At 50.4% G+C, this 14,310-nt stretch carries 13 protein-coding genes; 3 read left to right on the top strand and 10 right to left on the bottom strand.

Annotated elements, in window-relative coordinates:
• Positions 1-3: 3 nt before the first annotated feature.
• The 4 genes from OCH80_RS01125 to OCH80_RS01140 form a co-directional block, all read right to left on the bottom strand.
• Complete coding sequence (locus tag OCH80_RS01125) at positions 4-1,269, bottom strand: carboxylate--amine ligase (protein WP_154548354.1); 1,266 nt, start codon at positions 1,267-1,269, stop codon at positions 4-6.
• A 57-nt stretch (positions 1,270-1,326) separates the two neighbouring features.
• Positions 1,327-3,276 (bottom strand): asparagine synthase (glutamine-hydrolyzing), encoded by a 1,950-nt coding sequence (asnB, locus tag OCH80_RS01130; protein WP_206987960.1) that lies wholly within the window; start codon positions 3,274-3,276, stop codon positions 1,327-1,329.
• Between the two features lie 136 nt (positions 3,277-3,412).
• Positions 3,413-4,813 carry a metallophosphoesterase family protein gene (locus OCH80_RS01135; RefSeq protein WP_404537227.1) on the bottom strand — a complete coding sequence of 467 codons (1,401 nt, stop codon included), beginning with the start codon at positions 4,811-4,813 and terminating at the stop codon, positions 3,413-3,415.
• A 62-nt stretch (positions 4,814-4,875) separates the two neighbouring features.
• Positions 4,876-5,361 carry a hypothetical protein gene (locus OCH80_RS01140; protein ID WP_154548348.1) on the bottom strand — a complete coding sequence of 162 codons (486 nt, stop codon included), beginning with the start codon at positions 5,359-5,361 and terminating at the stop codon, positions 4,876-4,878.
• A 392-nt stretch (positions 5,362-5,753) separates the two neighbouring features.
• Here OCH80_RS01140 and OCH80_RS01145 point away from each other — a divergent pair, with 392 nt between their 5' ends.
• A complete protein-coding gene (locus OCH80_RS01145) occupies positions 5,754-7,379 on the top strand; it encodes a peptide ABC transporter substrate-binding protein (RefSeq protein WP_404537229.1) in 1,626 nt (541 codons plus the stop codon).
• 178 nt (positions 7,380-7,557) lie between these two features.
• Here the strand turns inward: OCH80_RS01145 and phnE (OCH80_RS01150) are convergent, their stop codons facing one another.
• The 5 genes from phnE (OCH80_RS01150) to OCH80_RS01170 all read right to left on the bottom strand — a co-directional run bounded on the left by phnE (OCH80_RS01150) (position 7,558) and on the right by OCH80_RS01170 (position 12,003).
• A complete protein-coding gene (gene phnE, locus OCH80_RS01150) occupies positions 7,558-8,373 on the bottom strand; it encodes a phosphonate ABC transporter, permease protein PhnE (protein WP_154548342.1) in 816 nt (271 codons plus the stop codon).
• Positions 8,373-9,173, bottom strand: coding sequence for a phosphonate ABC transporter, permease protein PhnE (phnE, locus tag OCH80_RS01155; RefSeq protein WP_404537231.1), 801 nt, complete (start codon positions 9,171-9,173; stop codon positions 8,373-8,375). Before phnE (OCH80_RS01155) ends, phnE (OCH80_RS01150) begins: the two co-directional genes overlap by 1 nt.
• 3 nt (positions 9,174-9,176) lie before the next feature.
• The gene (phnC, locus tag OCH80_RS01160) at positions 9,177-9,947 is read right to left on the bottom strand and encodes a phosphonate ABC transporter ATP-binding protein (protein WP_154548338.1); all 771 of its coding nucleotides are present in this window, start codon (positions 9,945-9,947) and stop codon (positions 9,177-9,179) included.
• Between the two features lie 135 nt (positions 9,948-10,082).
• Positions 10,083-11,027 carry a phosphate/phosphite/phosphonate ABC transporter substrate-binding protein gene (locus OCH80_RS01165; protein ID WP_404537233.1) on the bottom strand — a complete coding sequence of 315 codons (945 nt, stop codon included), beginning with the start codon at positions 11,025-11,027 and terminating at the stop codon, positions 10,083-10,085.
• A 493-nt stretch (positions 11,028-11,520) separates the two neighbouring features.
• On the bottom strand, positions 11,521-12,003 hold the full coding sequence (locus OCH80_RS01170) for a universal stress protein (RefSeq protein ID WP_154548334.1): 483 nt from the start codon (positions 12,001-12,003) through the stop codon (positions 11,521-11,523).
• A gap of 156 nt (positions 12,004-12,159) precedes the next feature.
• Between OCH80_RS01170 and OCH80_RS01175 the strand changes: the two genes are divergently transcribed.
• On the top strand, positions 12,160-12,963 hold the full coding sequence (locus OCH80_RS01175) for a tyrosine-protein phosphatase (protein ID WP_302187813.1): 804 nt from the start codon (positions 12,160-12,162) through the stop codon (positions 12,961-12,963).
• 143 nt (positions 12,964-13,106) lie between these two features.
• On the opposite strand, the gene OCH80_RS01180 is transcribed toward OCH80_RS01175, so the two are convergent.
• Positions 13,107-13,589, bottom strand: a complete 483-nt coding sequence (locus tag OCH80_RS01180) for a PTS sugar transporter subunit IIA (protein ID WP_154548328.1) — start codon at positions 13,587-13,589, stop codon at positions 13,107-13,109.
• Positions 13,590-13,781: 192 nt separating this feature from the next.
• On the opposite strand from OCH80_RS01180, the gene OCH80_RS01185 reads away from it, so the two are divergent.
• Entirely contained in the window at positions 13,782-14,255 is a 474-nt protein-coding gene (locus OCH80_RS01185) for a nucleoside 2-deoxyribosyltransferase (RefSeq protein WP_404537236.1), read from the top strand.
• The last annotated feature ends 55 nt before the right edge of the window (positions 14,256-14,310 follow it).

Consider the following 14,310-nt stretch of genomic DNA (forward strand, 5'->3'; position numbering starts at 1 on the left):
AAATTACTTGTTCTTTTCGAAGTACTGGCCCTTGTTGACTTCAAAGTAGGTCTTGAAGCGCTTGTAGTAGTTGTGGAACATGTACTTCATCAAAAGCCAGCGCTTGAAGGAGCTGTCCTTGTCGTAGAAGACGGTCGTGCCCACCTTGCCGGCTTCAATCAATTTCAAAGCCTCGTCCTTGGCTGGATTTTCCACGGCGTATTCCTTGAAGATCTTCTCCGGAACGCCAAGCCAAAGCATGTGGGTGCTTTCCAGCTTGTTGCCGTAAACGGTCTCCTTGCCCTTCAGGGAGTCTTCCACGTAGTCGTCGATGTACCACTTGGCCAGGTTGTAGCCGTTCAGGGTCACGTAGAAGCTGGAGCGGCCTTGGCGGAGGTTGATTTCAAAGAACTTGTACTGGCCGTCGCGCTCGTCGAACTTGATGTCGAAGTTGGCCATCCCGGTGTAGTTGATCTTTTCCAGGAAGCTTTGCACCGTTTCATAGAGCTTTTCATCGTATGCCGGCAGAATCGCCATGTAGTTGCCGATTGACTGCGGGGTCGGGTCTTCCAGCATTGGGTGGCCCAGGCACATCATCTTGACCTGATGATCCTTATCCACGTAAGCGTTCAGGACCCGCATGTGGGAGTCGTCGCCTGGGATAAAGTCCTGCAGGATCAGGTCTTCCTTGTAGCCGTTGGTGTAGATCTTGCCCACGATGTCTTTGAACTCGGCAAAGTCCTTGATGACAAAGGCCTTCTTGCGGCCTTCAAACTGCACGTCCAGCCAGGAAACCGGGTCTTCTGGCTTCAAGGCCACTGGGAACTGGAACGGCACCTCTTCATAAGAGCCGTCTTGGTAGTCCTTCATGGTGATGATGTGGGTCTTTGGATATGGCAGACCGTATTCCTCACAGACTTCGTAGAAACCTTCCTTGGAAATCAGCTTTTCCAGCATGTCGTAATCGATGTAAGGTACGATGAAGGTTCCTTCCAGCTCCGCCTTGTGCTTGGCCAAAAGCTCAGCGTAGCCGTCCCCGCAGGCGATCAGGATAACTGGCTCTGGGTGGTTCTGGTATTCCTTGATTTTTTCATTCATGACCTGCATAAAGCCAGGGTCTTCCGCAAAGCCCGGGTGGACTTCCACGTCGACGATCTTGGAATAGCGGGTAGCAGCCAGCTGGGTGGCAGCCCAGGCCTGCACCTTGATGCCATATGCTTCATTGAATGAGCGCGCCATGCCGTACACGTTGATGTCGCTGCCCAACAGAATTGGTGTAAATTTAGCCATTGGAAATAACTTGTTCTCTTTCTCTTTTTTGCTTTTTCTTCTCTGCTCGCTTTTTTACTACAGCAGCTTGCCTTGCGCGATCAAGGCTGCTACTTCTGGCTGCACGTGCTGGTACTTCTTCACGGTTTCATCGTAGTCAATGAAGAAAAGCTTGTACCAGACCAGGAAGGTGTAGATGGTCCAGATCTGCCGGCGGTGGGACCCGTCGCCCTCATAGTTTTCGTCCAAGAGGTCCAGGATCTTCTTTTGATCAAAGATGTCGTTCACGAAGTCTTCGCTGAAGAGCTCTCTAACCTGCTTGTAGAAGCGCTCGTCCTGCAGCCATTGCTTGATTGGGGTTGGGAAGCCCAGCTTTGGCCGCTTGGCCCATTCGTCTGGCAGGACCTTTTCTGACGCCTTGCGCAGGGCGTACTTGGTGTCGTACTTGTTGACCAGGTACTTGGTTGGAATGGAGTTGGCCAATTCAGCGATCTTCACGTCCAGGTAAGGCACCCGGAGCTCCAGGGAGTGGGCCATGGAAATCTTGTCCGCCTTCTGTTCAATGTCATTGAGCATGAAGTGGTGCAGGTCGATGTACTGCATCTGCTTGACGTTGTCCAGGTCCTTGACCTTCTTGAAGTCTTCCTGGTAGATGCCGTTGACCGTCAAATTGTTGCGGTAGCTTGGCTGCAAGATGGCGTTGGCGTCCTTAGACGTAAAGATGGTCGGGTAGTCCATGTCGTAGATGACTGACTGGCCCACGTAGAATTCGCTTGGCTCAGCCAGGTTGGTGTACAAGTGGACCTTGCCTGGGAAGTTCGGCATCTTCTTGATCTTGTGGGCCAATTTGATCCGCTTGTTCTTTGGCAGCTGCTTCAGCTTGGAAGTAAAGACCTTGATGACGTTGTTGTGGGTGTGCATCCCATAGTTCACGTAGCCGGCAAACAATTCGTCAGCCCCTTCGCCGGACAAGGCAACCGTAACGTGCTTTCTGGCCAGCTTGCACAGGTACCACAAAGGAATGATTGACGGGTTGGCGTCTGGCTCGTCCATGTGGTACTGCATTTCCGGGAAGTCGCGCATGGCTTCTTCTGAGTCGACCTTGTCAGCGTAAAAATGCCAGCCGTTGATGTCGGACAAGGCCTTGGCCTTGGAAGCTTCATCGTAGGTGCTGTCGTCAAAGCCAATTGAGAAGACTTCGTCAGGGTCCAGCAGGGAGGTCAAGAAGCTTGAGTCCACCCCTTCGCTCAAAAAGGCCCCAACCTTAACGTCAGCGTTGCGGTAAAGGTCAACGGTTTCCTTCAAGTCTTCGTTGATCTTCTTGACCGTTTCCTCAAAGGACAGGCTGTTTTCCTTGTATTCCGCGTCCCAGTACTGGTGGGTCTTCATCTTGCCGTCCTTGTATTCAAACCAGTGGCCTGGCTGGAAGCGGTAGACGCCCTTGAAGAAGGTTTCCTTCAAGTCGTTGTACTGGTTCATCAGGTAAGGCTTGACGGCTTCAGTGTTCAATTGCTTCTTGAAGTGTGGGAATTCCAAAAAGCTCTTCAATTCTGAGCCGACGACCAGGTGACCATCCACGTCTTGGTAGTACATTGGCTTAATCCCAAAGAAGTCGCGGGCCCCGTACATGGTTTGGGTGTTGTTGTCCCAGATGATGAAGGCAAACATCCCCCGCATCCGCTTCAAGATGCCGTCCATGCCCCACTCTTCGTAGCCGTGCAGGATGACTTCCGTGTCCGCCTTGGTGGTGAAAGTGTGGCCGGCCTTGATCAATTCTTCCCGGAGTGGCTTAAAGTTGTAGATTTCCCCGTTGAAGATGATGGCCCGGCTGCGGTCTTCGTTGTAGATTGGCTGGCTACCGCCGCGCAAGTCGATGATGGACAGTCTCCGGAAGCCCAAGGCTACCTTGTCGTTGGTGTACATCCCATCGCTGCTTGGTCCGCGGTGCTTGATGGTAGCCATCATCTTGCCGATGGCCGCTTGCTTGTCATTAATTTCTGGATCATAAAAGGCGACAATTCCGCACATATCTGTTCTCTTCCTTAATTTGTTCTCGTTCTTATTCTTTTGCTTGCTTTTATTGCCGGCTTTCGCCGTTTAAAGTCAACTCTATATTATAAAACAAGGACTCTAATGTTCAAAGAGTCCTTGCCAATTCTTAACCTTATATCAAAAACATCCGTCTTCTGGAAGCAGCTCCATAGCCAAAGACTTTGATCCGCCGCTTCTTCAAGTCGATATTGACGATATAGCCGGCAAATTCGTTCTGGTGGTCAATCTCCCGGTTGAGGTTCTTGTTGTACTTGGTGGTCAGCTGGTGGTTTGGCCCCATCAAGGCTGAGCAGTTGAACAAGATGTACTGGATCCCGTTGATCCGGTACTGGTCCTCCACGTGCCGGTGCCCGCAGAAGTAGGCGATGATCCGGGCATCTTCCACGCCGGTAAAGTCAAAGTCGTTGGTCAGGCGGAATTCCGGCGGCACGTCCTTGCTCGAGTGCATCCGCCCCTTTTCCTTCTGGTTAAAGGCCACCAGCAGCTCGTGCAGGGAGCGCCCGTTGTACTTGAGGGCATTGCCGCCCTTGCGGTTGATCGGGTTGGCGTGGCTCATCAAGACGATCTGCTTGCCGCTGGACTGCTGGAGGATTTCGATCAATTCCTGGATCTGGTCCTCTCTCACGCCCAAAGTAATCTTGACGTCGTACTTCTTTTGCCCCTTCTCATCCAAGCGGTAAGGGATGTCAGAGGTATTCAGGCTGATGACCCGCACGTGCCCGAAGTCAAACCAGGCTACCCCGTGTTGGCGAGAAATGTAGTGAATCCGTGGCTGCTTGTACATGTCCGGCCACATGATCTTTTCAAACTCCTTCTCCGGGAAGGAGGCCTTGAGGTCATGGTGCTCGTCGAACTTGTCGTTTTCATCGTGGTTGCCCTTGATCATCAAGTAAGGCACCCGGGCCGAGCGGAAGGAGTCGCGCAATTTCATCAGCTCGCTTTCGCTGATCAGGCCCGCGTCAGACCCGTCAATCCAGTCGCCCAGGTGGCACTTGAGGTCAAGCAGGCCCAGCTCATCCAGGTAGGAAAACTCGCGCACGTGCATCAAGCCGTTCCAGCCATAGAAGTCCAGGCTGTCCACGTTCTTGAAGTGGGTGTCGGTAATCACGCTGATATTGACTGAATCCTCGCCTTCCCGGATCTCCCGCTTAACGTCAGCGACAAAGCGGCGCAGGTAGTCTTCCACGACATAGCGCCGGCCCGTCTTGCGGCTGCGGAAGGCCTTGAAGCGGTTAAGTTCTGGAATGAACTTCCGGTCGTATTCCGGCGCCAAAATGTCGGTCGACTCGGGACTGAGGGCCTGGTGCAGCACGCCCTGGTCGTCCTTGTACACCGTCAAAGTGAAGGGACGGTCGTCTGGCGTGGCGTCGCGGGCATCGACGTGATACTCGCCCACCGTCAGGTATTTCTGCATTGGATCCAGCAATTCGCCGCCATTCTTGCGCACGGTTCGCGTCTTGGAGGCCCCGATTGCCTTATCGATCATTCCCATTGTGTATTTAAACAAGTCCATTTTTATCCCTTACAGCCTAAAATCACAAAAAGCCGGACCTCAACAACCCGGCTCCTTATTCGTTAAAGATTTTCTGCCAACGCGTGGGCGGCCAAGCCCAAAGACAAAACCGCGTCCTTTGACAAAACGCTCTTCAGATCAGCGTCGGCAATGGCGTCAACCGCGCCGATCACCTTCAAGCCGTAAACCAGGACATGCAGGTCAGTCCGTGGCACGTAGTTGCCTTCGACGTAAGCATTCTCGTGGTTGTAGGTCAGGTTGATCACGTCCTTGTCGACGAAGCCGTCAACGTGGTTGGTCAGAATCCGGTCCTGCAGATCGCCCAGCTTTTGCGTGAGGTTGGTCAGGGTCAGCAGGTGGTCGCTTTCGCTTTCATAGTATTCGTCTTCAGTGCGGTCGAAGTAGCTCGCTACCGGGTAGTTCAAAACGCCCAAAGCGTCGATCGTCTTGTAGACGCGGTCAGTATCCAGCTTTTCTTCGCCGTTAAGAATCTTTTCTTGTGCGTTGGCCAGCTCGTCAGCCAGCTTCATGGTTGCTAATTTGTCCATGTCATCCTCCTTGCAATACTAAACTAATTATAGCAAAAACTTCAGGCCGGTCAGCTAAATTTACCTCGAAAGACGTGATTTCCCCGTCTTCTTCTACCCTGCCTTTGCTATTTGTGCATCGTTTTTCCGCCAATCAAATCGGGAACTTTCCAATCTCAATTTTAGCATGTATGACAGGCAACATCAGATATTCAGCTAATTTTTCTGCTGCTGGCCAAGTTGCCGCCAAAAACAAGATTAAATTAAAATTAATTTTCTCTGGTAATTTTTATTTTTGTGGTTATAATGGAGTCATACATTCAAAAAAGCAATAAAGTGATTATTGCTCTCGTTTTCAATTTATCTCGTTATTATTTACTGTGTTGTTTCGTATCAGCAGGAGGATTATTAAAATGAAGAAAGGTAAATTCTTTGCTGGCGGAGCGGTTGCTTTAGCTTGCGCAGCCGTTTTGTCCGCTTGTGGCTCTAATAAGTCTGCTTCCAGTTCCAAGCCCCAGTCAATTACCTGGATGAATACCGCCGAAATGACGACCTTGGATGCATCCAAGGCAACCGACCAGGCATCATATGAACAAATCAACAACGTCGAAGAAGGGCTTTACCTTTTGGGCAAGAACGCCAAGGTCCAAAATGCTTTGGCCACTTCCACCAAGAACAGTGCCGACGGCAAGACCTGGACTTTCACCATCAGAAAGGACGCCAAGTGGTCCAACGGGGATCCGGTAACCGCCAAGGACTTCGTCTATTCATGGCGCAGAACCATCGACCCGAAGACCGCCTCTGAATATGCCTATTTGTTCAGCGGCATCAAGAATGCCGACGCGATCGTTTCCGGCAAGAAGAAGCCAGCCGCTTTGGGCATCAAGGCTGACGGCAAGTACAAGCTGACCGTTACTTTGGAAAAGCGGATCCCATACTTCAAGCTGTTGATGGCCTTCCCGCTCTTCTTCCCGCAAAACGAACATGCCGTCAAGAAGTTCGGCTCCAAGTACGCGACCTCATCCAAGTACATGGTTTACAACGGTCCATTCAAGCAAGTTGGCTGGACTGGCTCCAACCTGACCTGGAAGCTGGTCAAGAACCCAACCTACTGGGACAAGAAGAGCGTCAAGCTGGACACGGTCAAGTTCAGCGTTCAAAAGACCCCTTCAACCGACTACAACCTGTATCAATCAGGCAAGCTGGACGCGGCCTTCCTGGACGCCCAAGCCACCAAGTCTTTGAAGGGCAAGACCGGCTACACCCAACGCAAGATGTCCACGACCCAATACCTGTCCTACAACCTCAAGAAGCACCCAGAATTCAAGAACAAGAACCTGCGTCTCGCCATCTCCATGGCCATCAACCGCAAGGAACTTGCTTCAACTCTGGGCGGGGCCGCAACGCCAGCTACAACCTTTGACCCAGAAGGCATGACGACGGTCAATGGCCAGGACTACGCGGACACGGTCAAGAATGCCGCAACTGAAAAGGCCACGACTTACAACGTTAAGGAAGCCAAGAAGCTTTACAAGCAAGCATTGAAAGAAACCGGCAAGAAGAAGATCTCCTTCACCCTGCTGGGCGACGACGATGACACGGCCAAGAAGGCAGCTGAATTCGTTCAAAGCCAACTGGAAAACAACTTGGGCATCGACGTTCAAGTTCAAAGCATCCCGAAGAAGACCCGGCTGACCAGAATGATGAACGGCAATTTTGACGTCGTTTCAACTGGCTGGAACGCCGACTTCTCCGACCCAATTTCCTTCCTTGACCTGCAGACTACCGGGGCTTCATACAACTACGGCAAGTGGTCAAACAAGACTTACGACAAGTACGTGGCAGCATCTAAGACGACCGGTTCAGATGCTGACCGCTTCAAGGACCTGGCCAAGGCTGAACAAGTCCTGCTGACAGAACAAGGGGTTACCCCACTGTACCACCCAATCGAAGCTTGGATGATCAAGCCTAGCGTTAAGGGCGTCATCTACAACGGCGCCGGGGCTAACTACAGCTTCAAGTACGCTTACGTAAAATAATAGGAAAGCATTAGCAGCTAACAAAAGAGACTCGCGGCTTACGCGAGTCTCTTTCTTTTGCCTAAAGAAGGCAGCTGGTTCACCGCTTAATTACCTGAAACTATCGCATATCCATTCTTTAATAAAAAAAGCCACGGCAGCTGCCGTGGCTTTTAAAAGAGTTATTATTCAAATCAGCTTAGACCAGCTTCTTCCGGATTGCACCAGAGATCCAGTCGATCAAAACAACCATAACGATGATCCCGAGCAGGATAATCCCGACCCGGCTCCATTGCCGGTAGTTCAAGGCAATGATCAATGGGTAGCCGATACCACCGGCCCCAACCAAACCCAAAACGGAAGCTGAACGCAGTGACACGTCAAAGCGGTAAAGGGTGTTGGAGATGATGGCTGGCATCAAGTCTGGCATCGTCGCGAAGACGGCCACGTTGAACTTAGAGCCACCAACAGACGTAATGGCTTCGCTTGGACCATCATCCAAGCTTTCAATTGCTTCTGAGAAAAGCATGGCCAGCATCCCAACTGAGTGGAAGCCCAAGGCCAATACACCGGCTGGGGCACCTGGCCCTACAGCCTTAATGAACATTAAGGCCAGCACGATTTCTGGGAAAGAACGGATGAAGGTCAAAACGATCTTGCCAGTTTCTGAAACCCAGAACTTCTTGTGCCGGGTGTTGGCAGCCCAGAAAGCAAAAGGAATAGAGATGACGGCAGAAATGAAGGTCCCTAAAAAGGCAATGCACAGGGTTTCCCACAATTGTGAAACCAGGTCTTCGCCTGAGCCATTGTAAACGTATGACCAGTCTGGGTGGAACAAGCCGTAGAAGATGGCCCCGCTGATTTCAGCAGCGGTGTCCTTGATCCCCCCGAAGTCAATCCCAGTACAGGACCAGATCACAATGGCAATCGACAGGATCCAAGTTCCCCACTTCACCACGCGCTGCTTGGTCGTGACTGGCTTTGGCGGCAGTTTTTTCATTGTAGTAGTATTCATTAGCGCATCAACGCCTCCCGTGCCTTAGTTGAAACGAAGTCGATGATCAAAACGACGATGAAGACAACCAAAATGATCATCCCAGTTTGGTTGTATTGGAACATGTCCAAAGTGTTCTTCAGTTGCAGACCAATCCCGCCGGCACCAATGTAGCCCAGGACGGTTGAGGCCCGGACATTGATTTCAAAGGCGTAGAGGGCGTAGCTGACAAAGTAAGGCAGGATTTGCGGCATAACGGCAAACATGACGTTGTTCATGTTGTTGCCGCCAACTGCCTTAATTGCTTCACTTGGACCTGGATCGATGGTTTCGATGGCTTCGTAGAACAGCTTGACGACAACGCCGAAGGTGAAGACCGTCAAAGCGCAGATACCAGCAACTGGCCCGATGCCCACGATGGCAACGAAGATTGAACCCAGCAGCAGGTCGGGAATCGTTCTGATGATGTTCATGATGAAGCGCAAAACGCCAGTCACAACCTTGTTGTGAATGATGTTTCTCGCGATCAAAAGCGAGTAGACGAAAGCCAGGGCAGAACCGATAACCGTACTGATGATGGCCATCTTAATGGTTTCAACCAAGTACGGGATGGCCGTACCAGCGTATGACCAGTCAGGCTGGGCCATCGCAACGAAGATTTCGCCGAATTGACCAAAGTTGGCGAAAAATTGGCTCAAGCTGGTATTGGTTTCCTGAACAGAGAGGATCAGGCCGACAACCATAAAGATTGCCCAAGCCCAGTTCCACATGCTGAACTTCTTCTTAGGAAGCTTTAACATGTCGCGATCAGTTTCAGACATCTTTTATTCTTCCCCCTTACCATTGCCGCCGTTGTAGATATCGTTAAAGACGCTTTCTGGAGTGTCTTCCATCTTCCCGTCGTAAACGATCTGCCCGGCACGGACGCCGATGACCCGGTGACCGAATTCCTTGGCCAGGTCAATTGAGTGCAGGTTGGCTACAACCGTCATGCCGTACTTTTCATTCAGCATCTTCAAGTCTTCCATTACTTGGTGGGAAGTCTTTGGGTCCAAAGACGCGGTTGGCTCATCGGCCAGAATGATTTCTGGGTCTTGGGTCAGCACACGGGCAATAGCTACCCGCTGCTGCTGGCCGCCTGACAGCTGGTCGGCACGGGTGTAGACCTTATCAGCCATGTCAACGCTTTGCAGGGCTTCGTACGCGCGCTGCTTGTCTTCAGCAGTGAACATGTTGAAGGTCGTCTTCCAAGTTGGGTAGTAAGCCAAGCGGCCAGCCAGAACGTTGCGCAGGACGCTTGAGCGCTTAACCAGGTTGAAGCTTTGGAAGATCATCCCGATCTTGCGCCGCATCAAGCGCAGCTGCTTGCCCTTGGCCTTGGTAATTGATTCGCCATCAATCAAGATGTCGCCTTCAGAAATATCATGCAGGCGGTTGATGGCCCGCAGCAGAGTTGATTTGCCGGCCCCAGAAAGCCCAACAATAACAACGAATTCACCCTTGTTGATCTTGAGGTTGATGTCCTTCAAGCCCACAGTTCCATTCGGGTAAACCTTGGTCACATTCTTTAACTCGATCATCGGCTGTTCTGCCATGAATAATAACTCCTTAAAAAACTGATTATATAAACTGAAATTCTTGTTTGGCCCGCTAAAGGCTAATCATTGAAAATCGTGTCCTACAAAGACTGTGGGGCACGATTTTCACAATTATATTCGATTGAATCTGGATTACTTGTCAGCAGCGATCTTGTCGTACTTGCGGACAATGTTGAAGTCTGAGTCCTTGGCAGGAGTGTAGCCTTCGTGGCTGTAGATGCTTTCGATGATCTTCAGACTCTTCTTGTCCTTGCGCAGTGATTCAAAGGCCTTGGTAAGCTTCTTCCGGAATGACTTGCTCATGTCAGAACGAACTGAGATGGTGTCGTTAGGAATGGCCCTAGTGAAGTAGATTGGCACAACCTTGCTCATGATGTCAGGCTTGTCGGCCTTAACAGTGTTACGTGCGTCTTCGAAGACAAAGGCTGCGTCTACGTCACCGCTCAAAACGTCAAGTACGGCTTGGTCATGGCCGGTAACCGTAACCAGGTTGGCGTTGCCCTTCTTGGTAAGGTCCAGGCCCTTTTCCTTCAATTCAGCGATTGGGAAAATGTAGCCGGCTGATGAAGTTGATGATTGAACGGCAATCTTCTTGCCCTTCAAGTCCTTCCAGCTCTTGATCTTTGAGCCCTTCTTAACCAGGATTTCTGAACGGTATGATCTAACCAGCTTGTTGGTCAGCTTGCCGCCTGGTTGCTTGATGCCGTAACGCAAAGCTTGCAGCAGAACGTCAGCGGCCTTTTGCTTGTGGGCCAGGACGTAGCCATCAGGTGGCAGGAAGCCAACGTCAACCTTCTTTGATTTCATGGCTTCAACAACCGTGTTGTAGTCAGTTGACATTGAGATCTTAACTGGTACGCCCAGCTTCTTGGAAAGGATCTTTTCCAATGGCTTAGCCTTGGCTTCCAAAGTTGAAGCGGCTTGGCTAGGTACGAATTGGATCGTCAATGGGTGGCTCTTTGATGGAGTGTAGCCATTGGCTGATGATGATGATGACTTGCTTGATGAGCAGGCGGTTGCCAAAACGGCAGCAGCTACAGTCACGGCACCAAGCAAAACCTTCTTAAACTTTTTCATGTTTCCCCCTGAAAAAAGTTAAAAGTACAAAGTAACAACAGCGACATAACATATGAGGACAGATACTAAAAACTAGCCTATGTCAGTAGGTGACAAAGACACCCATTCACATAGACTAGTCGCACGTACATATCCTCATAAATTGAACAACAGCAAGGCCCTCCAAGGAGAGAGCCACTGGCGCAAGCATAATGTTTAAAACTGAATTGCGCGTCATGCGTCTCCCTCCTTGTCTGCTTCTGCGTTCATCGAGTATTCTACCAGAAACATTCGTGTTTTAGCAAGATGTTTTCGAACTTTTTCCACAATTTGTTAAGATTTTAAATGCTTTGCACTTATTTGCTATGGTATCAGCCAATAATACAGAAATAATTACGGATGACCAGGTGATTTTTGGGCTAAATCCGAACAAAATTAAATCCAGGTAAAATTCCAGGCAAAAATAAAAGAAGCGCTTGGATCTTCTTCCAAACGCTCCTTAAGCCAGCTTATACTATTTATTGGACTTGGCAGGCATGTTGTCGATATCGGTTCTGACGATCAAGACATCGGCCATCGCGTGCTGGTTGACGTATTCAGTGACAGAACCCATCAGCATCCGTTCAACGGCATTCAAGCCAGTGGCGCCCATCACGATCAAGTTGTTGTGGTGGTCCTTGATGAAGTCGTAAGAAATAATTCTCTTTGGGCTGCCGTAGCGGATGTGATAGTCCAAGTCATCAAAGGCCAGGTTGTCGTGGGCCCATTGCTTCAAGCTCTTCAAGTATTCTTCAGAGTCTTGGGTCATTTGGTAGATCGTGTCGCCGGAAATCAGGGTGTCTTGCATTTCGCCCATGAACTGGCGGGTGTCGATAACGTTCAAAACGTCGACATGGTAGCCATTGTTGGCCGCGATCTTGACTGCCTTGTCAAACGCGCGCTCAGCTGATTCTGAGCCGTCAACGGGTACCAAAATTTTGATTGTGTCTTCAGTCATAGTGCTCATCTCCTGTTATTTAACACGTATTTCCTTGTACCCTTATTTTAGCATAAACTCCATTTTTTATATAAAAGCAAAAGCAGCAAAAAATTGTTAATCGCTTTAAAGCTTGATACAATACTGTCTTAAGCAAGTTTTAGAAAGGACGATTCCATGCAAAACCAACTTTACCGCCACCTGCTCGACGTCAAGGATGGCCGCAATTTCCGCGAACTAGGCGGCTACCGGACCAACTCCGGCCGCAAGATCAAGACCCATAAACTGATTAGAAGCGGGCATCTGGCCGACTTAACCAAGAGCGACGAGCGCTACCTAGCCGGCTATGGACTTAAGTACGACGTCGACCTGCGGACCAGCTATGAGCGCGAGCACCAGCCAGACAAGGTCTGGAGCGGGCTGAACTACTTTGCGGATCCCGTCTTTGACGAAGACTTGACCGATTCCACGATGAGCATCTCCGACATGGCCAGGGCTGGCGGCGAGAACGCCTCCTGGGGCTTCAAGCGCATGCTTAGCGCCTACGAGAACATGGCCACCGGCCAAAATGCCAGCAAGGCATACCGCCACTTGTTTGAGCTCCTGCTCCAAAATGAAAAGGACCATGAAGCAGTCCTCTTCCACTGTACGGCTGGCAAGGACCGGACCGGATTTGGCGCGATCTTGATCTTGAGTGCCCTGGGCGTGCCAATGAAAACCATCGAGCGGGACTACCTTTTTACCAATGAAGTCGTTGCTGACTTCGTCAAGGAAAAGCTGGCCCGCGAGCAAGCCAAGGGAGCCGGACCGGATCTCTTGAACACCTTCCGCGACTTGCAGACGGTCAAGCCCGCCTACTTCAAGCACTTGTTCAAGACCATCAATGCAAGCTACGGCTCAATCAACTCCTACCTGCACCAGCAGATTGGCCTCTCCAGCAGCGACCTGCTGGATTTGCGGGCGATCTATTTGGAAGATTAGGCTAAAGACTTTGAAATCCCCTGCAATCCGACAAACGATTGCAGGGGATTTTTGTGCTGCGTTGGCTTTAGGACACCACGACTCACGACCCACAGCTCTTGAGCCAGCTGCCGGATCGTTGCTACCACTTAGTCGACGGCGGCTTAGAAGCTTAGCCGGCCAGCCAAGAAATCGTAGATTTCCTGTGGCTTAGTCAGGGCAAAGAGCTCCTTTAATTCACTGACTCCAGCCTGACTAAGGTATGTCATGGTTTGCGACAAGAGCTTTGCCTGGCCGTCGGCCTTATCATCTAAAAGCATGAAGCAAAAACCGACTGGCAGCTCTTGCTCAGGATTGACCATGCTTTTGAAAACAATCGGCTCAAGCAGTCTAATCGGTACGATGCGCTGCTTTTTGACGAAACAGCCTTCTGTATGCGAAAAAGCCAAGTTAGGCAGGCCGGCACCCAAATTGCGGCTGTCCAAGCCGGTTGGATAGTCTTCCTCCCTTTGAATAACTTCTTCTAAGAAGCCATTGGCAACCAGTCCTTGCTCAAAGAGCTGCTGGTAAACTTTCGTAAACATTTCCGTCCGGTCGGTGGCTTGGACGACAAAGCAAGTTGCTGGATCCAGAACGCGTTCAGTCATTTTCCGTTCCTCTCTAGTCAAAAAGATGGTAATCATTTATATTATAAGCTTTCTGTAAGTGGTCAAAGCAAGAAACAAGCGATTTTTAATTTTTCTTGCCGCATTTGCTAGCCAGCAGTCCAGCAAAATGGTAAAGTAATTCTAGAAAAAATAATACAATATCTGGCAACAGATATGAAAGGAATACAAGATATGCCAAAGAAGACCATCTACTTCGGGGCCGGCTGGTTCACTGACCGCCAAAACAAGGCCTACAAGGAAGCCATGGAAGCCCTCCAGGACAACCCAACGGTTGACCTGGAAAACAGCTACGTCCCCCTGGACAACCAGTACAAGGGCATCCGGGTTGACGAACATCCGGAATACCTGCATGACAAGGTTTGGGCTACGGCCACCTACAACAACGACTTGAACGGGATCAAGACCAACGACGTCATGCTGGGCGTCTATATTCCTGATGAAGAAGACGTCGGTCTGGGCATGGAATTGGGCTATGCCTTGAGCCAAGGCAAGTACGTCCTTTTGGTCATCCCAGACGAAGACTACGGCAAGCCGATCAACCTCATGAGCTGGGGCGTCAGCGACAACGTGATCAAGATGAGCCAGCTGAAGGACTTCAACTTCAACAAGCTGCGCTTCGATTTCTACGAAGGTGCCGTATACTAAAAAAAGACTACAGCTGACAAAAGGCCTAGCTTCCTTATTTTGGAAGCTAGGCTTT

The organism is Lactobacillus sp. 23-2 (assembly GCF_044902225.1).
Lineage (GTDB): Bacteria > Bacillota > Bacilli > Lactobacillales > Lactobacillaceae > Lactobacillus > Lactobacillus absianus.